The following is a 22,418-nucleotide window of genomic DNA, read 5'->3' as shown; positions in this document are numbered from 1 at the left end:
CATGTTCACCAGCAAGGGACGTGACGGCAACCGCGCCCGTGTCGCCCGGATAGCCACCCTGGCCGGCGTCGCCGGCGTCGCGATCGCCGCCCCGATGCTGAGCGCCACCGGCGCGCAGGCCGCTTCCGTGGACACCTGGGACAAGGTCGCCCAGTGCGAGTCCGGCGGCAACTGGTCCATCAACACCGGCAACGGCTACTACGGCGGTCTGCAGTTCTCCCAGTCCAGCTGGGCCGCGGCCGGCGGCACCAAGTACGCCTCCCGGGCCGACCTGGCCACCAAGGAGCAGCAGATCGCCACCGCCGAGCGGCTGTTGAAGCTCCAGGGTCCGGGCGCCTGGGCCTGCGCCGGCGCGGGCGGCCTGACCGCCGGCGGCCCCTCCGCCGACGTCAGCCCCCAGGGCGGCACCAGCGACAGCAAGCCGTCGTCCGAGTCGTCCACCCGGCAGCAGTCCCAGAAGTCCCCGTCGGCCTCGTCGCAGGGCAAGGGCGCCTCCGGCAAGACCTACACCGTGCGGTCCGGCGACACCCTCAGCTCCATCGCCCAGGCCAACGACACCACCTGGAAGCAGCTCTACGCGCGCAACTCCTCGGTGCTGAGCGACGCCAACGTGATCCTGCCCGGGCAGAAGCTGACCCTGGGCTGAGGCGGGGCCTTGCCGGGTCGGGGCTGAGGTCCCGGCCCGGTTGCCCTCAGCACCCAACTCAGGAACCCGGCAACCAGGGAGCCGGCCACCCGCTCCCCCACCGCCGGGTCGGGCCACCGCCGGGGCACCGGGAACTCCCCGTACGGCGCGGACCGGTGGCGGTCTGAACGTCCTCGTACCGGGCGCCCGCGGAGGGCGGCGACCGAGGGCGGCGACAGCGGGAAGCGCCCGTCGATGTCCCCACCCCCGTGGGGGGCATCGACGGGCGCCACCTCGGTTTCCAGGGAGGACCCCGGACCGTGGACGCTCACGGCGGGCCGGCGCGGGCACCTCACCCCCTGGTGGGCGCACAGCGGTCGCTCGACCGCCGGCGCCTCTCACAGGGGAGGAGCCCCGTCCCCGTCGCCTGTGGGCCCCGCCGTGGCGTGACCACAGGATGACAGTGGATGACCGTCGAGCACATTGCCGGAACCCGGAAGTCTCGACCCCCGCCCCGTGTCCGGTTCGGTCGGGAACCGGTGGCGACCCGCCACGGGACAGGGGCCGGTGGGGAGTTCGGTACGGAAGGAGGGCCGGACCGTCGAGGCGGCCGGCCGTCGCTCACAGCTCCCGCGCGGGCCACCCCAGCAGCCGGGCGCCCATGGTGGCGGTCTCCAGGGTGTAGCGGTGCAGGGAGTCGCTGGGGCTGTAGCCGGTGAGCGTACGGATGCGCTCCAACCGGTAGGACAGGGTCCGTACGCTGATGCCGAGCCGTCGGGCGGCCTCGGCGTTGACGTAGCCGGACTCGGAGTAGACCGCCAGCGTCTCCAACAGCGGGTCGGCGCCGCCCCGGGCCTGGGTCAGCGGCCCCAGCACGGTGGTGACCAGGTCGGCGATCGCTCCCCGGTCCCGGAGCAGCACCGGGAACACCATCAGTTTCTCGGCGCTGAAGTGGGTGCCCTCCAGGCCCAGGCCCTCCGCCAACTCCAGCGCGCCCCGGGCCTCCTCGTAGCTGCGCACCACTCCGCCCGGCCCCGAGTGGTCCCGGCCGACGGCCACCCTGCGGGCGCCCTGGTAGTCGGGCCCGGAGCGTTCGGCGAGTTTGCCGAACGCCTCCAGCAGTGGCGCGTCCCCGGTGGCGGCGATGCAGACCAGCCGGCCGTCCTTGGTGGCGACCATGGCGTGGTGGGCCTCGCCGAACCGGCCGGCCAGGTCCCGTTCCACCCGGCGCACCAGCGGGTGGGTGTCGACGTAGTCCTCGTCCCCCACGGCCACGGCCACCTGGTGGGACTGGGCGAGCCGCAGCCCGAACTGCTGGGCGCGCTCGCTGAGTCGGCCCAGGTCACTGCGGCCGTGCAGCAGGTCGTCGACGAACTCCCGACGTTCGGCCTCCTCCTGGCGCAGGGCCATTCGCTGGGCCCGTTCGTGCCCCTCCCCCAGGGCGTTCACCGCCGCGTCCAGTACGGCCAGTACCGCGTCCCCGGTCCGTCCGCGCTCGGCCGCTCCGGCGGAGCGGGCGACCCCGGGCAGCGAACTCCACAGTCCCCGGGTGGCGCTGACGTAGAGGCTGATCAGTTCCCGTAGGCCGTGTCCCTCCTCGGCGGCGCGCTCGCCCAACATGCGCAGCGACTCCAACTCGTCGCGGCGGGGCAGCCGTCCGGTGTGGGAGACCTCGGCGAGCAGCTCCGGGTAGCCGTCGAGGTAGCTGTTCGGTACGGGCTGATGCCTCACGCCCCCGCCTCTCGCTTCGTCGGTCGGCACAGCGTAAGGGAGTGCCCAGAGCTGTGGGCCGAGGTGGGGTGGCCTTGACGTGCTCTTGACCTGGGCGGCCGTCCCAGGCGGTGGGAGGCCGTCCGTGAGGGAGGGGTCAGCGCACGTCGAGCCGGAGGAAGCGGGGCCGGTAGAGGTTGACGTCCCGGTGGATGCCCTCCGTCGAGCCCAGCACGTTGACGTCGTAGCTCACCAGCAGTCGTCCCCGGTCGTCGGTGAACTCCGGGTGCGCCTGCGGGTTGTACGGCACCGCCCCGGCCCGCGCGCCCCCCGGAGGCAGGGGCGGTTTGGCGACCTTGACCGGGCCGGACCAGGGGCCGGTGGGCGAACAGGAGGAGTAGGAGGTGAGGGTGTCCATCCCGCCGCCGTCGGGGGCTCCGGCGTCCATGGTCAGCAGCAGCCAGCCGTCCTTGGCCCGGACCACCGAGTAGGTGCCGGTGGCTCCGCGTTGTGCGGTGCGGCCGACCAGGATGGCGCGGGAGCGGGTGGGGTTCCCCTGCCACTCCTTCCCGTCCCAGTACCGCCAGGCGGAGGAGGCCGCCAGCTGTCCGCGCGGCACCCGGGCCACGTGGGCGCGGGAGGCCTTGCCGTCGACGCTGCCCTCGTCCGCGCCGAACACGTAGGTCCACTCCCCCTGTTGGACGGCCGAGGTGCCGTACAGCACCCGCCGGTCGAAGGGGGTGTTGTCGGAGGGGCGGTGAAGCGGCCTGATGTCCTGGAGCTTCAGGTCCGGCAGCGACAGGGTGGCGACCTCGCTGAGGCGGGGCACCCCGAAGATCCAGGGGGCCGTTCCCTGCTCCCGCTGCCACAGCAGCACCCGCACCACCTTGTCCGGGGAGCCGGGGGTACGCGGCTCCACCACCGCCTGCACCGGCCACCGCCACAGTTCCCTGCCCTCCGGGGAGAACCCGCTGGCGAACAGCGGCCGGGGGTTCTGCGCGTCCCCCTCGACCAGGGTGCGTTCCAGGGTGCCGGAGGGGTTCATCACCAGCACCGAGTTGCGCACCCACTTCGGGGAGGGCACCCGGCGTCCGCCCTCGTACACCCGGTCCAGGAAGGTGTCCGCCGACAGCCACAGCGTCCGGCCGTCCGGGAGCCGTACCGAGCGGGTGCCGTCCCCTCCGGTCCAGTCGTCGAACCTCAGGTTGTCGTTGCCGTAGCGGCTGAACTCCGAGGTCATCCGGGCGTCCTGGACCCAGCCGGTGGGCCGGGGCGGGGTGCAGGCGCGGTCCCGCTCGCCGTCCGGTCGGCTGGTCACCAGCAGCACGCCGATGACCACCAGCGCGAGCAGCGGCGCCAGCCAGCGTGCGGTACGGCGGCGGCGCCCGCCGGAGGTGGGGTCGGTCGATGTCATCGGGGACGGACGATACGGCCCCGGGGGCCGGGCTGGTAGGCACCGCCGTGACAACGCGCGGGGAACGCGGGCGGCGGTTCCCTCAGCCGGATGACTCCGACACCGGTGCCAGGGCGGCGGCCAGTTCGTCCAGCCCCGAGGCCAGCAACTCGGCGGTGCGCAGGGCCACCGGCGCCGGGCTCCCGGCGCGGTCCCGCCAGTCGTCGAGGGAGTGGTGCACCGTGGACCAGTCCAGGGGGCGGCCGTCGCGGACGGCGGGTGCCGCCCGGGCCAGGGCCTCGGCCAGCACGGTGGCGAACTCCAGCTCGTCCACGCTGGGCGGCGCCGTGTCGTCCTGCGGCAGGTGGGCCTCCAGCAGCATGGTCACCCGGCCCAGGGTGACCAGGGCGGACTGGGCCTCGGTGGTCAGTCGCTGGGAGAGCCCCCGGTGGCGTACCGGTTCGGCGTTGGCCCGCTCGACCGCCTGCTCCCACTCCTGGCGGGCCTGCCGCAACTCCAGCAGTGCCTCGCGCACCGCCTCGGCGGACTCGTCGGTGGGGAGGGCGTAGTGCTGGAGTACGGCCACCGCGTACCGTCCGTCGGCGGCCAGCCAGTCCGCCAGCAGGTCGCGCAGTCGGGGTGTCTCCCAGGCGGGGTAGAGGAGGTAGCTCAGCATCGCCAGGACACCGCCGCAGGCGGTCAGGGCGATCCGTTCGGGCACCGTCTGGTCCCAGTCCGAGCCGGCGATGCCCAGTAGGAAGACCACGTAGCCGCCGATGGTGAACGAGGCGAGGGCGTAACCGGTGGCCTTCAGCAGGTAGTTGAGGCCGGCGCAGAGCACCGCCAGCCCGGCGCAGCCGACCGCGCCGGGGTGGGCGAGTGCCAGGACCAGCCCGGCCAGGGTGACCCCGAGCAGGGTGCCGACGAAGCGGGCCACGCCCCGTTCGTAGGTCTCGGCGAAGCCGGGGCGCAGCACCATCAGTACGGTCAGGGCCATCCAGTAGCCGTGCCCGGTGGGCAGGGCCCGGCCGAGCAGCAGGGCGCCGGGCACCACCAGGGCCAGCCGTACCGCGTGCCGTGTCACCGGGGAGTCCGGGTGGAGTTCGGACCGGACCGCGCGCAGGGCCACCGGGGCCATCTCCCACAGTGGGGGGCGGTGGACGGCCCGGTCCGGCAGGTTCAGGTCGCTGACCCGTACCGGTTCGTGGGCGGCGGCCACCGTGGCCTCGGTCAGTTCGATCAGTCGCATCGCCGCCCGGTACGCGGGGCCGTTGAGCACCGGCCCCTCCTCGGGCACCCGCAGCACCTCAAGTGCCCGTCCGGGCAACCGGATCGGGGTGTCCCGGCGGATGCCCCGGGCGGTGGCGTCCAGTACGGTGCCGGCCGCCTCCAGCAGTTCGCGCACCCGGGCGCGTTCCGGCCCCTCCATCGGGGCGCCGCCCACCACCGGGTCGGCGAGGGAGGCCAGTACCGGGCGGAAGCGTTCGGCCATGGTGCGGAAACCCGGAAGGCGCCGGGGCAGCCGCCGGGCCTGGCGCGGGGTCACACCGGCCGCGCCGTGGGCCTGGAGCAGCGGTTCCGGGTCGAAGGGGGCCATCGGGTCGTAGCGCAGTCGGCGGGCGTAGTCGGCCACGGCGGCCAGGGCGTCCGCCATCACCTCGCGGCGCTGCCCCCAGGGCCGGTCGGGGAAGACGGTGGCCAGCAGTACCTGCACCAGTCCCCCGGCCGCGATCAGTCCGGCGTGGAACAGGGCGCCGGCCACCGTGGTGGGGAAGTGCACCACGATCAGCATGATCGCCACGGTGAACGATCCGATCACCCCGGAGACCGGTCCGATCGCCCAGGCCATGCCAGCGACCAGGGAGCACAGGGCGATCAGCAGCAGGAACAGGGGTACGTGGGCGGCGCACAGGTAGCCGACGAAGGTGGCCAGGGAGACGGTGACGGTGGAGGCCAGGGCGAGCAGGGGTCGGGGGCGCCAGCTCTGGTGGAAGGTGGCGCCCCCGGCGGCGAAGGCGCCGAACGCGGAGGAGACGGCGAGGTCGGTGGAGCCGAACCGCAGCGCGAGGCCCAGTACCAGGGCGACGCCGAGCGCACCGCGCAGGGCGGCCAGGGGCCGGAGCGAGGTGCGTTCGACGACCAGCCCGGAGCGGGCGGTGGTCCACAGGGCCCGGGCCCAAGGACGCCACGGGTGCCAGGACACGCCTGGTCTCCTGTCGCCGTTCATGCCACAGGAGAATACGGACGAACGGGATGGGGTGGGGCGAACCATGGCCGTGGACCGCAGGGTCCGCTCCGCCCGGGGCGGCTCGTGTGGACCCTGGTAGCCGGTGAGCGCGTTCGGGTACCCGCGCCGTGGGACAGCGCGAGCGGAGGAGCCGGCTACGGCGCATCGGCGACCCGGCCACCACGGCGACAGCGCGGGAGGTACCGCGCCGGGAGCACGCCCACCCCTGGTGGTCCGAACGGCACGCCCCGGGTCGGGGGGCGACCGAACGCACGCGAGGTCGCCGGCCCCCGGGGAACACCCCGGTCACGGTGCGGGAGCGGGAGGGCGCGGCGCGCAGAGCATCAGCGACAGCGGCAGCAGCAGCAGCGACAGCCACGGCGGCGGGACGCCGACACGAGCCACGGTGCGTACGGTCACGGCGCCCCCGCCGGTGCCGCGCCCCGGATCAGCCGCCCGACCAGGGCCGGGCGGCTGACCTGGCCGGGGGTCAGTCGTGCTGGGGGAAACCGAGGTTGAGGCCGCGACGCCCCTCCTTGGCCGGGTCGGGCCAGCGGGTGGTGACGACCTTGCCCCGGGTGTAGAACCGCACTCCGTCGGTGCCGTAGATGTGCAGGTCGCCGAAGAGGGAGTCCTTCCAGCCACCGAAGGAGTGGTAGCCGACCGGGACCGGGATGGGCACGTTCACGCCCACCATGCCGGCCTCGACCTCCAGTTGGAACCGTCGGGCAGCTCCGCCGTCCCGGGTGAAGATGGCGGTGCCATTGCCCCAGCGGGAGCTGTTGACCAGCTCGATGGCCTCCTCGTAGGTCTCCGCACGGACCACGCACAGGACCGGGCCGAAGATCTCGTCGCGGTAGGCGTCCATGTCGGGGGTGACCCGGTCCAGCAGGGAGACGCCGAGGAAGAAGCCGTCGGGGTGGCCGTCCACGGAGTATCCGGTGCCGTCCACCACCACCTCGGCGCCCTGGGCCGCCGCGCCCGGGACGTAGGAGGCGACCTTGTCCCGGTGCTCGCGGGTGATCAGCGGGCCCATCTGGGACTCGGAGTCGGTGCCGGGGCCGATGCGCAGGGTGCGGGCCCGTTCGGCGATCTTCTCCACCAGGGGGTCGGCGCTGTCGCCGACGGCGACCACCACGGACACCGCCATGCACCGTTCGCCGGCGCTGCCGTAGGCGGCGTTGACCGCGTTGTCGGCGGCGTAGTCCAGGTCGGCGTCGGGGAGCACCAGCATGTGGTTCTTGGCTCCGCCCAGGGCCTGGACCCGCTTGCCGTGCTCCACCGCCCGGCTCTGCACATGGCGGGCGATGGGGGTGGAGCCGACGAAGGAGACGGCGTCCACGTCGGGGTGCTCCAACAGGCGGTCGACGGCGACCCGGTCACCGTTGACCACGTTCAGCACGCCCTGGGGCAGGCCGGCCTCGGTGGCGATCTGGGCCACGAAGTACGCGGCGGAGGGGTCCTTCTCGCTGGGCTTGAGCACGAAGCTGTTGCCGCAGGCGATGGCGAGGGGGAACATCCACAGCGGCACCATGCCGGGGAAGTTGAACGGGGTGATCCCAGCGACCACGCCCACCGGCTGCCGTAGCGAGGCCACGTCGACCTGGGTGGAGACCTGGGTGGACAGTTCGCCCTTCAGCTGCTCGGGGATGCCGCAGGCCAGTTCCACCACCTCCAGCCCGCGGGCGACCTCGCCCAGGGCGTCGGAGTGCACCTTGCCGTGCTCGGCGGTGATCAGCGCGGCCAGCTCGTCCCGTCGGGCGTCCAGCAGTTCGCGGTACCGGAACAGCACGGAGGTACGTCGGGCCAGCGAGCTGTGCCGCCAGCCGAGGTAGGCCTCCCGGGCCGACGCCACCGCCTGGTCCACCTCCTCGGTCGAGGCGAGGGCGACCTGGGTGGGCTGGGCTCCGGTGGCCGGGTCGTAGACCGGGCCGAAGCGTCCAGAGGTGCCGTCGACGGCCTTGCCGTCGATCCAGTGACCGAGGGTCTTCATGGTGCGGGCCTTTCGTGGTGGGTACGGGTCCGGGGTGCGGGCCGGTCTGCTCGGATGTTCACAGATGGTGCCGTCGGTCGGCCAGATGCCGTTCGTACTCCTGGCGGGCGGCCCGGGTGGCCGACCGCTCGGAGGTCTCGGCCACCACCACGTCCCACCATGCCTGGGCCTCGGGGGGTGTGCCCTGGTCAGGGGCGCCCTCGCCCGGGGCGACGGTCTCCACGTGGACGCAGACCGGGCCGGTGGCCGCACGGGCGACCCGGAGGGCCTCGACCAGTTCGGCGACCGTGCCGGGGCGCAGCACCTCCATGCCCAGGGAGGCGGCGTTGGTCGCGAGGTCGACGGGCAGGGGGGCGCCGTCCAGGAGGCCGTCCGTGGTGGGTCGGCGGTAGGCGGTGCCGTAGCCCTCGGCCCCGGTAAGTCGGGACAGGCCGCCGATGGAGGCGTAGCCGTGGTTCTGTAGCAGCACCAGTTTCAGTGGCAGGCCCTGTTGTACGGCGGTGACGATCTCGGTGGGCATCATCAGGTAGGTGCCGTCGCCCACCAGGGCCCACACCGTGGCGTCGGGCTGGGCGTGCAGCACCCCGAGAGCGGCGGGGATCTCGTAGCCCATGCAGGAGTAGCCGTACTCCACGTGGTACTGGTCGCGGTCCCGGGTCCGCCACAGCTTGTGGAGGTCTCCGGGGAGCGAGCCGGCGGCGTTGACGAGCACGTCCCGGTCCCCCACCACCTGGTCCAGGGCGCCCAGCACCTGGGTCTGGGTGGGGTGGGCGTCCGGGTCGGGCGCGGCGTAGGCCCGGGTGACCCGCTCCTCCCAACCGGCCTTGCCGCGCTGGTAGTCGGCGACCCGCTCGGGGTCGAGCCGCCAGCCGGCGAGGGCCTCGGTGAGGGCGGCCAGCCCGGCCCGGGCGTCGGCCCGCAGGGCCAGGCCGCTGAGCTTGTGGGCGTCGTGGCCGGCGAGGTTGAGGTTGACGAACCGCACCTCGGGGTGGGCGAACAGGGTGTGGGAGGCGGTGGTGAAGTCGGTGTACCGGGTGCCCACCCCGATCACCAGGTCGGCCTCGCGGGCCATCCGGTCCGCGACCTCGGTGCCGGTGTGACCGACTCCGCCGAGGTCCTGGGGGTGGTCGTGGCGGAGGGAGCCCTTGCCGGACTGGGTGCTGGCGACCGGTACGCCGGTGGCCGAGGCGAACTCGGCGAGGGCGGCCTCGGCCTCGCTGTACCGCACCCCTCCCCCGGCGATCAGCAGGGGGCGCCGGGACCGTCGGATCAGCTCGACGGCCTCGGCGAGGGACTCGGGGTCGGGGGCGGGGCGGCGTACCGGCCACACCCGGGGGGCCCAGAACTCCTCGGGCCAGTCGTACGCCTCGGCCTGCACGTCCTGCGGCAGGGCCAGGGTGACGGCGCCGGTGTCGGCCGGGTCGGTGAGGACCCGTACGGCCTGGAGGGCGGCGGGGATCAGGGCCTCGGGGCGGGTGATCCGGTCGAAGTAGCGGGAGACCGGGCGCAGCGCGTCGTTGACCGAGACATCCCCGGACTGGGGCACCTCCAGTTGCTGGAGCACCGGGTCGGCGACCCGGGTGGCGAAGGTGTCACCGGGGAGCAGGAGCACCGGGAGGCGGTTGACGCTGGCCAGGGCGGCTCCGGTGACCAGGTTGGTGGCGCCGGGGCCGATGGAGGTGGTGACCGCCTGGGCGCGCAGCCGGTGGGAGTGGCGGGCGTACCCCACGGCGGCGTGCACCATGGCCTGCTCGTTGCGGCCCTGGAGGTAGGGCATCAGCTCGCGGTACTCCAGCAGTGCCTGGCCGAGTCCCGCGACGTTGCCGTGGCCGAAGATGCCCCAGCAGGCGCCCACCAACCGGCGTCGTACGCCGTCCCGTTCGGTGTGCTGGGCGGCGAGGAACCGCACCAGGGCCTGCGCCACGGTGAGCCGTACGGTGCCTTGGCTCATCCTGTCTCCTCCGGTCGCTGTCGGTCCGGTGCCGTGTAGAGGGGAAGCCGCTCGTCCAGGGGTTGGTCGCGCCAGTCGTCCCTGATCCAGGCGTGGTCCGGGTGGTCCCGGATACGCCATTCCCGTTCCGCGCCCGGTCCAGCCATGACGTTCAGGTAGTACAGAGGGTGGCCCGGTGCGGCGATGGACGGGCCGTGCCAGCCGTCGGGGATCAGCACCGCGTCCCCCTGCCGCACCTCGGCCAGCACGTCGGTGTCCCGGCCGTGCCCGGAGGGGCTGACCCGTTGGTAGGCGACGCCGGGGGTGTCGCCCGAGGCGCCACGGTGGGGGGCGACCTCGAAGTAGTAGATCTCCTCCAACTCGCTCTCCTCGCCGGGCACGTGGTGGTCGTGCTTGTGCGGGGGGTAGGAGGACCAGTTGCCGCCGGGGGTGAGCACCTCCACGGCGATCAGCCGGTCGCACTCGAAGACCCCGGCGGCGGCGAAGTTGTTGACCTGGCGGGAGGCGGTGCCCCTGCCGCGCAGTTCCACCGGTACCGCGTCGGCCGGACCGTAACGGGCCGGCAGTCGGCGTACGCAGCGGGCGCCGGCGAGGGCGAACCGGCCACCGGACGGGCTGGCCAGGTGGGCCCGGGCGTCCCGGGGCAGGTAGGCGAAGTCGGTGACCGCCTCGAACACGCCGGGCCGGCCGTGGAGGGTGAACTCGGCCCGGGTCTGGCCGTCGTCACTGCCGACCTCGCAGCCACCGGCCAGCGGGAGCACGATCCACTCGCTCTCCCCGGTGGCCCACTCCAGCGCGCCGCCGGCGGGCAGTTCCAGCACCCGCAGGGAGGAGTAGCCCCAGCCGGCCACGGTGGGGTCGACGTCCAGCGCGTAGGGGCCCCGGGAGGCGCTGCCCGCCGGAAGGTGGTGGGTGTGGACTGGCCGCGTCGTCATGGTGCTCCCTCCCGCCACGGGTGGTGTGTGCTCGACGATGCCACCGAGGTGGCCGTGGCGCCTGGCATCCACCCCGGTACGGGCCGTTGATCCCCCTTGCCCGAAACGGCCCCGCCGGAAACGGATCTTCGCCGCGCCCCAACTCCCCCGCGAGGCCGGGCGGTTCAGCCGTCCTCCGCGAGCAGCGCCGCCACCTCGTCGGCGGTGGGCATGGCCGAGGAGCAGGCCAGTCGGGAGGCGACCAGGGCACCGGCGGCGTTGGCGTAGGCCATCAGGTACTCCAGTCCCCAGCCCTCCAGCAGCCCGTGGCACAGCGCCCCGCCGAAGGCGTCGCCGGCGCCCAGCCCGTTGACGACCTCCACCGGGTGCGGGGGCACCCGGACGTGTTCGCCGTCACGGCGCATCGCCAGCACCCCCTCGGGCCCCTGCTTGACCACGGCCAGTTCCACCCCGGCGTCCAGCAGCGCGCGGGCGCACTCCCAGGGGTCGTCCAGGCCGGTGGCGACCTCGCACTCCTCCAGGTTGCCGACGGCCACCGTCACGTGTTCCAGGGCCTGCCGGTAGTAGGGGCGGGCCGCCTCGGCGGGGCGCTCCTCGGGCCAGAACATCGGGCGCCAGTCCATGTCCAGCACGGTCGGCCCGGACCGGGCGCGGACCGCCAGGGCGGCGAGGGTGGCCGTACGGCTGGGCTCCATACACAGTCCGGTGCCGGTGGTCCACAGGATGCGGGCCGACTGCAGGGCGTCGACGTCCAGTTCGCCGGGGTGGATCTCCAGGTCGGGGGCCTTGGGCTGGCGGTAGAAGTAGAGGGGGAAGTGGTCCGGGGGGAACACCTCGCAGAAGGTGACCGGAGTGGGGTACGCGGGCACCTCGGTCACCCACCGGGGGTCGACCCCGAAGTCCGCGAGCGCCTGCCGGCAGTACTCGCCGAAGGGGTCGGCGCCCACCCGGCTGATCAGGGCCGCGCGCCGGCCCAACCGGGCGGCGGCCACCGCCACGTTGGTGGCGGTGCCCCCGAGGAACTTGGCGAAGGTCTCCACCTGGGGCAGCGGCACCCCGGTCTGCCGGGGGTAGAGGTCCACCCCGATCCGGCCCATGGTGATCAGGTCGTAGGCGCTCGACGGCTGGGACATGGGCTCCCTTTCCGATCGGGTGCTGGAAAGGTGGACGCTACTGGACGCGGCGGCTCCCGGAGGCCCCTCGGCGCGGACTCGTCGGTGCCCGGCGACCACGCCTCCCGGACTGCGCACGCGCCTCCGCGCCCCGGAAGCCAGTGGGTCCCGGCGGTGGGGACGGGCCCTGACCGGGGGTTCGACGGCCCACGACGTCCTTGACACCCCCCGAAGCCCCCGGGGAGGCTCGGTGGATGAGCAGCCAATCGACGTCTGCCCTGGACCGCCTGCGGGTGGGCTCGGCCCCCGACTCGTGGGGGGTCTGGTTCCCCGAGGATCCGCTCCAGGTTCCGTGGCGACGGTTCCTCGACGAGGTCGCGCGGGCGGGCTACGAGTGGATCGAGCTGGGCCCGTACGGCTATCTGCCGGTGGACGCCGACCGGTTGCGGGAGGAGACCGGGCGCCGGGGGCTGCGGGTGTCGGCGGGCACCGTGTTCACCGCGCTCCACCGTGGACCGTCGGTGTGGGAGGAGACCTGGGAACACGTCTCCCGGGTGGCCGGGTTGACCCGTGCCACGGGGGCGGAGCACCTGGTGGTCATCCCGGCGTTCTGGCGGGACGACCGGACGGCCCGGCTGATCGAGTCCCCCCGGCTGACCGCCGAGCAGTTCGGCCACCTCACCTCCGGCATGGAGTGGTTGGCACGCCGGGTGGGGGACGAGTACGGGCTGCGGATCGCGGTGCACCCGCACGCGGACACCCACATCGACGGGGAGGAGAGCGTCACCCGCTTCCTGGACGCCACGGATCCGGGGCTGGTGCACCTCTGCCTGGACACCGGCCACTACGCGTACTGCGGCGGGGACAGCCTCCGGCTGATCGAGACCTACGGGGAGCGGCTGGGCTACCTGCACCTGAAGCAGGTCGACCCCGGGGTGCTGGCCGAGGTGGTGCGCGAGGAGTTGCCGTTCGGGCCGGCGGTGGCCCGGGGCGTGATGTGTGAACCGCCGGGCGGGGTACCGGAGTTGGAGCCGGTGCTGGTGGCCGCGCAGGGGCTGGGCGTGGAGCTGTTCGCCATCGTGGAGCAGGACATGTACCCCTGCGACCCCGAGGCCCCGCTGCCGATCGCCACCCGTACCCGACGCTTCCTGCGCAGCTGCGGAGCCTGACCAAGTCCGGGCCGGGGCACGGAAGTTCGGGTCCTCACCACCGCGCACCGAAAGGTCACCGTTACACCCGTCTCCTGTCACAGGTGATCTACAGGCCTCCGCATTCCTCACTGTGGGTCGCCCCACGGACACAGGCTGAGGGCACCAGCACGACCCCCAGTGGAAGGTGCCCCAGCATGGCCGACCGCCACCTCTGGTCCTACAAGGAGATCGCCGCGCACATCCAGGTCCAGCCGGACACCGTGCGCTCCTACCGCAAGAACGGACTGCTGCCCACACCGGACCTGGTGGAGAGCGGCAAGCCGTACTGGTTCGCGGACACCATCAGGGAGTGGGTCAGCCGACGCCCCGGCCACCGTGGGCGCCGCTGACCGGCGGGGACCGGGCGGCACCGGGGGTGACCGTAGGCTCGGGGCATGGCCACCTCACCCACCAGTGACACCACCCGTCTCGCGGTGATCGGCGCGGGCTCGATCGGCACCTGGCTGGCCGTACTGGCGGACCGGGCCGGGATCGACACCACCCTGTGCGTACGGAGCGTCCCGGAGTCCCTGCGCGTGGACACCGGTCAGGGGCCGCTGGAGCCCCGGTCGGTGTCCGTGGTCGAACGGCCCGAGGACCTCGACGGCCCGGTGGACTGGGTGGTGCTCACCACCAAGGCGCACCACACCCGGGGCGCGGCCGGCTGGCTCGGGGCACTGACCGGGCCCGGCACCGTCGTGGCCGCCGCCCAGAACGGGGTGGACCACCTGGAGCGGCTGCGTCCGCTGACCCCGGAGGGCACCGAGATCCTGCCGGCACTGGTGTACGCGGCGGTGGAGAGCCTCGCCCCGGGCCGGGTGGTCCACCACGCGGGGAACCAGGTGCTGGTGCCCGCGTACTCCCCGGCCGCCGAGGCCTTCTCCCGGCTGTGGGCCGACACCGGGGTACGGGTGGACGCGGTGGAGGACTTCGATCTGGCCGCCTGGCGCAAGCTGTTGACCAATCTGGCCGCCAACCCGCTCACCGCCCTGCTGGGCAGACGGATGGGGGTCTTCCGGCAACCGGAGATGGCCGAGCTGGCCGGGGCGGTGCTCCGCGAGGCGGTGGCCGTCGGACAGGCGGAGGGGGTGGGCCTGACCGAGGAGGACGTGGGGCGCACCCTCGCCCGTTACGCGGAGAACCCGCCCGAGGGCGGCACCTCGATGCTCTACGACCGGTTGGCCGGCCGCCCGATGGAACACGAGCACATCACCGGGCCGGTGGTACGGGCCGCCGCCCGCCACGGCCTCCAAGTCCCCCTGAACAGCGCCCTGTTGACCCTGATCAGGGTGCTGGAGCAGGAACCTCCCGAGGGCACGGGCCGCTGAGGGGCGGTGGCCGCGTCACGCCTCCCGGTGACCCGCGGCGGCACCCTCCGAGGGGCACCGACACGGACATCGGCCCGAGGCGTCACCAAGGCTGCGGGAATACCCCCTAGGGGTATAACGTTGACCTCGGCGGAAGGCACCGTCCGACCCTGGACGGAGCGAGACCGTCAGCCAGTGGGAGCACCCGTGACCCCTCAGCCCACACCCGTCCACCACCCGGCCTCCCCCGCGTCGAGGACGGCGGCCGAGGACGCACCGGGTGCCCCCACCAGCCCAGGCCGGCCACCGGTCGGCGCACCCCAGGAGCCCGAGATGACCACCACCAGCAGCCCGCCCGCGCCACCGGAGTCCCAGGTGGAACTGGACATCACCGGTATGACCTGCGGCTCCTGTGCCGCCCGGGTGGAGCGCGGCCTCAACAAGCTCGAAGGCGTCACCGCCACCGTCAACTTCGCCACCGGACAGGCCAGGGTCCGGCACGGGGCCGAGGTCGACGTACCCACCCTCATCAGCACCGTGGAGAAGACCGGATACGCGGCCACCCCCCACCGCGCGGTGTCGGACGAGCCGGACGCCCCGGAGGGCCCCTCGACCGAGGAGAACCCGCGCGGCGAGCTGTGGGAACGGTTCTGGATCTCCCTGGTCCTCTCCCTGCCGGTGATCGCCATGGCCATGGTCCCGGCCTGGCAGTTCACCAACTGGCAGTGGCTGTCGCTGACTCTGGCCGCCCCGGTCGTCGTCTGGGGTGCCGCGCCCTTCCACCGTGCCGCCTGGGTCAACGCCCGCCACGGCGCGGCCACCATGGACACCCTGGTGTCCGTCGGGACGCTCGCCGCGTTCGGCTGGTCGGTGTGGGCGCTGTTCTTCGGGCACGCGGGGATGCCCGGGATGACCCACCCCTTCGACCTCACCCCCTGGCGGGGCGGCACCGACGGGAGCGAGGCGCTGTACCTGGAGGTGGCAGCCGGGGTCACCACCCTGATCCTGCTGGGCCGGATGCTGGAGGACCGCGCCAAGCGCCGCGCCGGCTCCGCGCTGCGCGCCCTGATGGAACTGGGCGCCAAGGAGGCGACCGTACGGGGCGCCGGTGGCACCGAGATCCGGGTGCCGGTCGGACAGGTCGCCGTGGGCGACGAACTGGTCGTACGCCCCGGGGAGCAGATCGCCACCGACGGCGAAGTGGTCGAGGGCACCTCGGCGGTGGACGTCTCCATGCTCACCGGGGAGTCGGTGCCGGTGGACGTCGGCCCCGGCGACACCGTGACCGGGGCGACCGTCAACACCTCCGGCCGGCTGCTGGTACGGGCCACCCGGGTCGGCGCCGAGACCCAACTCGCCCGCATGGCGCGGCTGGTGGAGGACGCCCAGCACGGCAAGGCCGCCGCCCAGCGGCTCGCCGACCGGATCTCCGCCGTCTTCGTACCGGTCGTGCTGCTGATCGCCCTGGGCACGCTGGCCGGCTGGCTGCTGCTGGACGGCTCGGTGACGGCGGCGTTCACCGCGGCGGTCGCGGTACTGATCATCGCCTGCCCCTGCGCCCTGGGGCTGGCCACCCCGACCGCCCTGATGGTGGGCACCGGACGCGGCGCCCAGCTGGGCATCCTGATCCGGGGGCCGGAGGTGCTGGAGTCCACCGAGCGGGTGGACACGGTACTGCTGGACAAGACCGGCACGGTCACCACCGGGGTCATGTCCCTGAGCCAGGTGCGGCCGGTCCCGGGTGTGTCCGAGGAGGAACTGCTGCGCTGGGCCGGCGCCCTGGAGGCCTCCTCCGAACACCCCATCGCCCGGGCCGTGGCCGAGGGCGCCCGCCAGCGGCTGGAGGGTCAACCGCTCCCCGTGCCCGAGGAGTTCGGCAACCTGGCCGGACTCGGAGTCCGGGGCACCTTCTCCGGGCGCCGGGTGTTGGTCGGCCGGCCCTCCCTGATGGAGGCGCCGGTCCCCGAGGAGCTGCGTGAACCGCTGGAGCGCGCCCAGGCCGAGGGGCAGACCGCCGTACTGGTCGCCTGGGACGAGGAGGTACGCGGGCTGCTGACCGTGGCGGACACCGTGAAGGAGCACAGCGCCGAAGCGGTCCGTTCCCTGCGGGAGTTGGGGCTGCGGCCGGTGCTGCTGACCGGCGACAGTCGGGCGGTGGCCGAGTCCGTCGCCCGGTCGGTGGGCATCACCCCCGAGGACGTGATCGCCGAGGTGCTGCCGGAGGACAAGGTGGCCGAGGTGGAACGCCTGCGGGCCCAGGGCCGCCGGGTGGCCATGGTCGGCGACGGGGTCAACGACGCCGCCGCGCTGGCCGGTGCCGACCTGGGGCTGGCCATGGGCACCGGCACCCACGCGGCGATGGAGGCCAGCGACCTGACCCTGGTACGCGGTGACCTGCGGGTGGCCGCCGACGCCATCCGGCTCTCCCGTCGCACCCTCAGCACCATCAAGGGCAACCTGTTCTGGGCCTTCGGCTACAACGTCGCCGCCATCCCGCTGGCCGTGGCCGGGCTGCTCAATCCGATGATCGCCGGTGCCGCGATGGCCTTCTCCTCGGTCTTCGTGGTCACCAACAGCCTCCGTCTGCGCCGCTTCCGCTAGGGCGCGCCGTTCGGATCCCGGGAGACCGGTGAGCGTGCTCCGGTCCCGCGCGCCAGGAGGCGGCGCCCGGAGCACGCGAGCTCCCGGTGATCCGAACGGCACCTCCTCCGGCGCCCGTTCAGAGGCGGACCCGCACCAGTTCCGCGAGCGGCCGGTAGCCGAGGCGCTCGTACAAGGCGGTGGAGGTCCGGTTCGCGGCGTCCGCGAACAGCACCACCGGGCCGGCCCCCAGGGCCGCCCCGGAGACGGCCGCCGTGACCGCCGCCGCGTACCCGCGTCGGCGGTGGGGCGGCGGGGTGTAGACCGGGGCCACACAGGTCACCCGGGCGATCGGTGGCTTGGCCCCGGCCATCGCCACCGGTTCACCGTCCACCTGCCAGAGGGTGAACCCCTGGTACGACAGGCGGTCGTCGACGAGCGCCTCGGCCCCCGAGGTGGTCTGGCCCAGTTCGCCGGAGAACCGTACGCACCAGTCGACCAGCAACGACCGGTCCTCGGCGGTGGCGGTACGGGCCCTGCCCCGGGGCAGCGGACGGGGCGGGGTCAACCGGCCCAGCCGGTACAGCCGTTGCTCCTCCACCACCGCGGCCCCGGGGCGGGCGGCCAGCCAGGGCCCGACCGCCTCCCGGTCACCGTGCAACTGGGTCGGCCGGTGCGGGGCCAACGACTCCGGCAGGCGCCGGGCGGCCTCCCCCGGCATCGGGGAGAGCTGTACGGGGTGGGGCGGGGTCCACAGCAGCGCCCCCTCGATCCCGCCGTCGGCGCCCTGCCACCACCCGTAACGGGGCGGGTGGGGCCCGTAGGCGGTGGCTCCACGGCGGGCGAGGGTGGCGGCGACCGACAGCATCAGGGTGTTCCGCTCGGGGCGGGCGCGCAGCGGGGGCAGGGCCCGTTCGACGAAGGCGGCCAGATCCGTGGTGAGCGTCCAGGGCATCGCGCCAGTCTGGCAGGGCCCTCGCCGGCCTCCCGGTCCCGGCGCCCGGGCCTGCCCACCGGCACGTACCCGGGGGTCAACCGGAGACGAGCAGCCGGCCGTCACGGGCGACGCGTGGGCCGGTTCCTCCACGGACGGTGAGGAGCCGACGGACGAGGTCCCGCGAAAAGGTCCGGGCCTGGGGAAAACCGAAAGCGCCCCGCGCGAGTCCCCCCACGGGCTCGCTCTCGGGGCGCTTTCTCTCCCGGTCAGACTCCCCCCACGGGATCCTTCCGGGCGTTTCACTGACCACGCGGTGAGAGGCCGCTCAAAGCTTCCCGTGCTACGGGTCAGCAAGGGCGTGGACATCCGCCGGGTTGCCACCGCCACCCTCTAAGACTGGCGGGACCCCCGAAGGGTTACCCCCCATCCGTGTGATCTGCGTCTCTCCCACACGGGCGGATGCTCTCCCACTTCGCCTGGTTCGGTGTCCATTGTCCCCGATGGCTGTCAGTACGAGATAAGCGCCCCCCAAGCGGGAGGCGCTCCCCGGCGTGACGCGGTGGGTCAGCGGGACTCGACCGGGACGTAGTCGCGCTCGACCACACCGGTGTAGATCTGACGGGGGCGACCGATGCGGGAGCCGGGCTCCTTGATCATCTCGTGCCACTGGGCGATCCAGCCGGGCAGCCGGCCGAGGGCGAACAGCACGGTGAACATGCTGGTCGGGAAGCCCATCGCCCGGTAGATCAGGCCGGTGTAGAAGTCGACGTTGGGGTAGAGCTTGCGCTCCACGAAGTAGTCGTCGCTGAGCGCGCGCTCCTCCAGCCGCAGGGCGATGTCCAGCAGCTCGTCACTCTTGCCGAGGGCGGAGAGCACGTCGTGGGCGGCGGACTTGATGATCTTCGCCCGGGGGTCGAAGTTCTTGTAGACCCGGTGGCCGAAGCCCATCAGCTTGACGCCGTCCTCCTTGTTCTTCACCTTGCGGATGAAGGAGTCGACGTCGCCGCCGCTGGCCTGGATGACCTCCAGCATCTCCAGCACGGACTGGTTGGCGCCGCCGTGCAGCGGGCCCCACAGCGCGTTGATGCCGGCCGAGATCGAGGCGAACATGTTGGCCTGCGAGGAGCCGACCAGCCGGACGGTGGAGGTGGAACAGTTCTGCTCGTGGTCGGCGTGCAGTATCAGCAGCTTGTCGAGGGCGCTGACCACCACCGGGTCCAGGTCGTACTCGGCGGCCGGCACGGAGAAGGTCATCCGCAGGAAGTTCTCGACGTAACCGAGGTCGTTGCGGGGGTAGACCACCGGGTGGCCGATGGCCTTCTTGTAGGCGTAGGCGGCGATGGTCGGCAGCTTGGCGAGCAGCCGGATGGTGGAGATGTGCCGCTGCTGCTCGTCGAAGGGGTTGTGGCTGTCCTGGTAGAAGGTGGACAGCGCGCTCACCACGGAGGACAGCATGGCCATCGGATGGGCGTCCCGGGGGAACCCGTCGTAGAACCGCTTGACGTCCTCGTGCAGCAGGGTGTGCTGGGTGATCTCGTTCTGGAACCCGGCCAGCTCGTCCACGGTGGGCAGCTCGCCGTTGATCAGCAGGTAGGCGGTCTCCAGGAAGGTGCCGCGCTCGGCCAGCTGCTCGATGGGGTAGCCGCGATAGCGCAGGATTCCGCGCTCGCCGTCCAGATAGGTGATCGCCGACTTGTACGCCGCGGTGTTGCCGTATCCCGAGTCCAGGGTCACCAGACCGGTCTGGGCGCGGAGCTTTCCGATGTCGAAGCCCTGGTCACCGACCGTGCTCTCCACCACCGGGTAGGCGAACTCGCCGTCTCCGTACCGCAGTACTACTTCGCTCTCAGTTGCGCGGTGCTCGCTCACGTCATCCCTCACCGACGTAGTGCCTCTACTTTGAGGTGCCCTGACTCAGTCCACTGTCCCCCATAAGGCGTCCCGCTGTGCACTCGGGGTCGGACATTGGACGTTCTCACGGCACGGAGTGCCCCTCTCATTCTGCTCCCACACCTGTCGGTGACCCAAGTCGGAGGGAGCACCGAATACGGTTCGGGCACCCGGCGAACCAGCCCGACGGCCCCCGATGCCCCTCGTCAGGGGGCGGCCGTCCGCAGTCGGTGGTCCAGCGCGGTGCAGCGCCGGCCGGCGGAGACCGTACGCACCGCCTGCCCCAGCGCCCGGCGCGAGCCGACCAGGACCACCAGCTTCTTCGCCCGCGTCACCGCCGTGTACAGCAGGTTCCGTTGCAGCATCATCCAGGCCCCGGTGGTCACCGGGACCACCACCGCCGGGTACTCGCTGCCCTGGGAGCGGTGGATGGTGACCGCGTAGGCGTGGGCCAGCTCGTCCAATTCGTCGAAGTCGTACGAGACCTCCTCGTCCTCGTCGGTGAGCACGGTCAGCCGCTGGTCCTCGGAGTGCAGCGAGGTGACCACCCCGACGGTGCCGTTGAAGACCCCGTTGGCGCCCTTCTCGTAGTTGTTGCGGATCTGGGTGACCTTGTCGCCGACCCGGAAGACCCGCCCGCCGAACCGCTTCTCCGCCAGCCCCTCCCGTGGCGGGGTCAGCGCCTGCTGCAACAGCCCGTTCAGGGTGCCGGCCCCGGCCGGGCCCCGGTGCATCGGTGCCAGCACCTGCACGTCACGGCGCGGGTCCAGGCCGAACCGGGCGGGGATGCGCTGAGCCACCACCTCGACGGTCAGCCGGCCGGCCGTCTCGGTGTCGTCCTCCGCGAACAGGAAGAAGTCCGGCAACCCCTGGGTGATCGGCGGCGTACCGGAGTTGATCCGGTGCGCGTTGGTGACCACCCCGGACTGCTGGGCCTGCCGGAAGATACGGGTCAGCCGCACCCGGGGGATGGGGCCGCCCTCGTCGAGCAGGTCCCGCAGCACCTCCCCGGCCCCCACCGAGGGCAGCTGGTCCACGTCCCCGACCAGCAGCAGGTGGGCGCCCGGGGGTACGGCCTTGATCAGCTTGTTGGCCAGCAGCAGGTCCAGCATCGAGGCCTCGTCCACCACCACCAGGTCGGCCTTGAGGGGGTTGTCCCGGTCGTACGCCGCGTCCCCTCCGGGCTTCAGCTCCAGCAGCCGGTGCACCGTGGACGCCTCCACCCCGGTCAGCTCGGACAGCCGCTTGGCGGCCCGGCCCGTGGGGGCGGCCAGCACCACCCGCGCCCGCTTGGCCCGGGCCAGCTCCACCACCGACCGCACGGTGAAGGACTTGCCGCAGCCCGGCCCACCGGTGAGCACCGAGACCCGTTCGGTCAGCGCCTGGCGTACCGCCTCACGCTGCTCGCTGGCCAGTTCGGCGCCGGTGACCCGGGCCAGCCAGCCGAGGGCCACCTCCCAGTCCACGTCGGCGAAGGCCGACAGCCGGTCCTCCTCGGCGTGCAGCAGCCGCAGCAACTGTCCGGCCAGGGCGCACTCGGCACGGTGGAAGGGCGGGAGGTAGATGGCGGTGACCGTCTCCCGCTCCTCGCCCTCGCCCGGTCCGGTCCTTCCGTCGGCCCCCAACAGCCGTCCCCCGGGCAGCCGTTCGCGGACCACCCCCTCCTCGTCCTCGGCGAGCTGGGCCAGGCACTCGATGACCAGTCCGGTCTCCACCTGGAGCAGCTTCACCGCGTCCGCGATCAGCCGTTCGTCCGGGAGGTAGCAGTGGCCCTGGTCGGTGGCCTGGGACAGGGCGTACTGCAGTCCGGCCATCACCCGCTCCGGGCTGTCGTGGGGGATACCCACGGCCTGGGCGATGCGGTCGGCGGTGAGGAAGCCGATGCCCCACACGTCCGAGGCCAGCCGGTAGGGCTGGTTCCTCACCACGGAGATGGAGGAGTCGCCGTACTTCTTGTAGATCCGCACGGCGATGGAGGTGGAGACGTCCACCCCCTGGAGGAAGACCATCACCTCCTTGATGGCCTTCTGCTCCTCCCAGGCGGCGGCGATCTTCTCGGTGCGCTTGGGGCCCAGGCCCGGGACCTCGATCAGCCGCCCGGCGTCCTCCTCGATCACGTCCAGGGTGTCCAGGCCGAAGTGCTCCACGATGCGTTCGGCGGTACGCGGGCCGATGCCCTTGATCAGCCCGGAGCCCAGGTAGCGGCGGATGCCCTGGACGGTGGCGGGCAGCACGGTGGTGTAGTTCTCCACGGTGAACTGCCGGCCGTACTGCGGGTGGGAGCTCCACCGGCCCGACATGCGCAGCGACTCGCCGACCTGGGCCCCCAGCAACGAGCCCACCACGGTGAGGAGTTCGGATCCTGACCCGGCGTCGACCCTGGCGACCGTGTAGCCGTTCTCCTCGTTGCTGTAGGTGATGCGCTCCAGGACGCCTTCCAGCGTCGCGGGGTGTGTCGCGGGGTGTGCGGACATGGGACGAAGGTAGCCGCCGTCTCGGACAGCGGCGCACGGCCGGGGCGGGGGCTCCGCGCCCGACGTCGACCCCTGGTAGCTCTGTGACAGCGGG

General features: G+C 72.9%; 15 protein-coding genes. 5 read left to right on the top strand and 10 right to left on the bottom strand.

Translation table 11 applies throughout. The features are described 5' to 3' along the window. The first annotated feature begins 1 nt into the window (after position 1). Positions 2-646: a transglycosylase family protein gene (locus ABZT14_RS03780; RefSeq protein WP_356296399.1), complete on the top strand. Its 645-nt coding sequence runs from the start codon at positions 2-4 to the stop codon at positions 644-646. A 600-nt stretch (positions 647-1,246) separates the two neighbouring features. Here the strand turns inward: ABZT14_RS03780 and ABZT14_RS03775 are convergent. The 7 genes from ABZT14_RS03775 to iolC form a co-directional block, all read right to left on the bottom strand. Beyond that, a complete protein-coding gene (locus ABZT14_RS03775) occupies positions 1,247-2,356 on the bottom strand; it encodes a helix-turn-helix domain-containing protein (RefSeq protein ID WP_356296396.1) in 1,110 nt (369 codons plus the stop codon). A gap of 136 nt (positions 2,357-2,492) precedes the next feature. Then, positions 2,493-3,749 carry a DUF4185 domain-containing protein gene (locus ABZT14_RS03770; RefSeq protein WP_356296393.1) on the bottom strand — a complete coding sequence of 419 codons (1,257 nt, stop codon included), beginning with the start codon at positions 3,747-3,749 and terminating at the stop codon, positions 2,493-2,495. Between the two features lie 82 nt (positions 3,750-3,831). Beyond that, on the bottom strand, positions 3,832-5,931 hold the full coding sequence (locus ABZT14_RS03765; protein ID WP_356296390.1) for an FUSC family protein: 2,100 nt from the start codon (positions 5,929-5,931) through the stop codon (positions 3,832-3,834). Positions 5,932-6,445: 514 nt separating this feature from the next. Then, a complete protein-coding gene (locus tag ABZT14_RS03760; RefSeq protein ID WP_356296387.1) occupies positions 6,446-7,948 on the bottom strand; it encodes a CoA-acylating methylmalonate-semialdehyde dehydrogenase in 1,503 nt (500 codons plus the stop codon). A 58-nt stretch (positions 7,949-8,006) separates the two neighbouring features. Beyond that, complete coding sequence (gene iolD, locus ABZT14_RS03755; RefSeq protein WP_356296384.1) at positions 8,007-9,899, bottom strand: 3D-(3,5/4)-trihydroxycyclohexane-1,2-dione acylhydrolase (decyclizing); 1,893 nt, start codon at positions 9,897-9,899, stop codon at positions 8,007-8,009. After that, positions 9,896-10,834 carry a 5-deoxy-glucuronate isomerase gene (gene iolB, locus ABZT14_RS03750; RefSeq protein WP_356296381.1) on the bottom strand — a complete coding sequence of 313 codons (939 nt, stop codon included), beginning with the start codon at positions 10,832-10,834 and terminating at the stop codon, positions 9,896-9,898. The genes iolD and iolB overlap by 4 nt, the downstream gene beginning before the upstream one ends. Positions 10,835-10,998: 164 nt before the next feature. After that, complete coding sequence (iolC, locus tag ABZT14_RS03745; protein ID WP_356296378.1) at positions 10,999-11,967, bottom strand: 5-dehydro-2-deoxygluconokinase; 969 nt, start codon at positions 11,965-11,967, stop codon at positions 10,999-11,001. Between the two features lie 233 nt (positions 11,968-12,200). Between iolC and ABZT14_RS03740 the strand changes: the two genes are divergently transcribed. The 4 genes from ABZT14_RS03740 (at position 12,201) to ABZT14_RS03725 (ending at position 17,044) form a co-directional block, all read left to right on the top strand. Beyond that, positions 12,201-13,115 carry a sugar phosphate isomerase/epimerase gene (locus tag ABZT14_RS03740; protein WP_356296375.1) on the top strand — a complete coding sequence of 305 codons (915 nt, stop codon included), beginning with the start codon at positions 12,201-12,203 and terminating at the stop codon, positions 13,113-13,115. Positions 13,116-13,291: 176 nt separating this feature from the next. After that, positions 13,292-13,486: a MarR family transcriptional regulator gene (locus ABZT14_RS03735; RefSeq protein ID WP_356296372.1), complete on the top strand. Its 195-nt coding sequence runs from the start codon at positions 13,292-13,294 to the stop codon at positions 13,484-13,486. Between the two features lie 45 nt (positions 13,487-13,531). After that, positions 13,532-14,464, top strand: a complete 933-nt coding sequence (locus tag ABZT14_RS03730; RefSeq protein ID WP_356296369.1) for a 2-dehydropantoate 2-reductase — start codon at positions 13,532-13,534, stop codon at positions 14,462-14,464. 312 nt (positions 14,465-14,776) lie between these two features. Continuing rightward, positions 14,777-17,044 carry a heavy metal translocating P-type ATPase gene (locus ABZT14_RS03725; protein WP_356296366.1) on the top strand — a complete coding sequence of 756 codons (2,268 nt, stop codon included), beginning with the start codon at positions 14,777-14,779 and terminating at the stop codon, positions 17,042-17,044. A gap of 118 nt (positions 17,045-17,162) precedes the next feature. On the opposite strand, the gene ABZT14_RS03720 is transcribed toward ABZT14_RS03725, so the two are convergent. From ABZT14_RS03720 to ABZT14_RS03710, 3 genes are all read right to left on the bottom strand, one after another. Next, on the bottom strand, positions 17,163-17,978 hold the full coding sequence (locus ABZT14_RS03720; RefSeq protein ID WP_356296363.1) for a GNAT family N-acetyltransferase: 816 nt from the start codon (positions 17,976-17,978) through the stop codon (positions 17,163-17,165). A gap of 546 nt (positions 17,979-18,524) precedes the next feature. Further along, positions 18,525-19,829, bottom strand: coding sequence for a citrate synthase (locus tag ABZT14_RS03715; protein ID WP_356296360.1), 1,305 nt, complete (start codon positions 19,827-19,829; stop codon positions 18,525-18,527). Between the two features lie 227 nt (positions 19,830-20,056). Beyond that, positions 20,057-22,324 carry an ATP-dependent RecD-like DNA helicase gene (locus tag ABZT14_RS03710; protein WP_356296357.1) on the bottom strand — a complete coding sequence of 756 codons (2,268 nt, stop codon included), beginning with the start codon at positions 22,322-22,324 and terminating at the stop codon, positions 20,057-20,059. Positions 22,325-22,418: the final 94 nt, after the last annotated feature.

The sequence above is a fragment of the Streptomyces sp. NPDC005438 genome (genome assembly GCF_040606315.1).
In the GTDB taxonomy this organism is placed as follows: Bacteria; Actinomycetota; Actinomycetes; order Streptomycetales; family Streptomycetaceae; genus Streptomyces.
This window is presented reverse-complemented; position numbering and strand designations above follow the sequence as displayed.

Bases quoted from the DNA above. Each gene is read 5' to 3' on its own strand.
- ABZT14_RS03740 (WP_356296375.1), top strand. From the start codon at position 12,201: ATGAGCAGCCAATCGACGTCTGCCCTGGACCGCCTGCGGGTGGGCTCG.
- ABZT14_RS03730 (WP_356296369.1), top strand. From the start codon at position 13,532: ATGGCCACCTCACCCACCAGTGACACCACCCGTCTCGCGGTGATCGGC.
- iolC (WP_356296378.1), bottom strand. From the start codon at position 11,967: ATGTCCCAGCCGTCGAGCGCCTACGACCTGATCACCATGGGCCGGATC.
- ABZT14_RS03780 (WP_356296399.1), top strand. From the start codon at position 2: ATGTTCACCAGCAAGGGACGTGACGGCAACCGCGCCCGTGTCGCCCGG.
- ABZT14_RS03770 (WP_356296393.1), bottom strand. From the start codon at position 3,749: ATGACATCGACCGACCCCACCTCCGGCGGGCGCCGCCGCCGTACCGCA.
- ABZT14_RS03725 (WP_356296366.1), top strand. From the start codon at position 14,777: ATGACCACCACCAGCAGCCCGCCCGCGCCACCGGAGTCCCAGGTGGAA.
- ABZT14_RS03710 (WP_356296357.1), bottom strand. From the start codon at position 22,324: ATGTCCGCACACCCCGCGACACACCCCGCGACGCTGGAAGGCGTCCTG.
- iolB (WP_356296381.1), bottom strand. From the start codon at position 10,834: ATGACGACGCGGCCAGTCCACACCCACCACCTTCCGGCGGGCAGCGCC.
- ABZT14_RS03760 (WP_356296387.1), bottom strand. From the start codon at position 7,948: ATGAAGACCCTCGGTCACTGGATCGACGGCAAGGCCGTCGACGGCACC.
- ABZT14_RS03735 (WP_356296372.1), top strand. From the start codon at position 13,292: ATGGCCGACCGCCACCTCTGGTCCTACAAGGAGATCGCCGCGCACATC.
- iolD (WP_356296384.1), bottom strand. From the start codon at position 9,899: ATGAGCCAAGGCACCGTACGGCTCACCGTGGCGCAGGCCCTGGTGCGG.
- ABZT14_RS03720 (WP_356296363.1), bottom strand. From the start codon at position 17,978: ATGCCCTGGACGCTCACCACGGATCTGGCCGCCTTCGTCGAACGGGCC.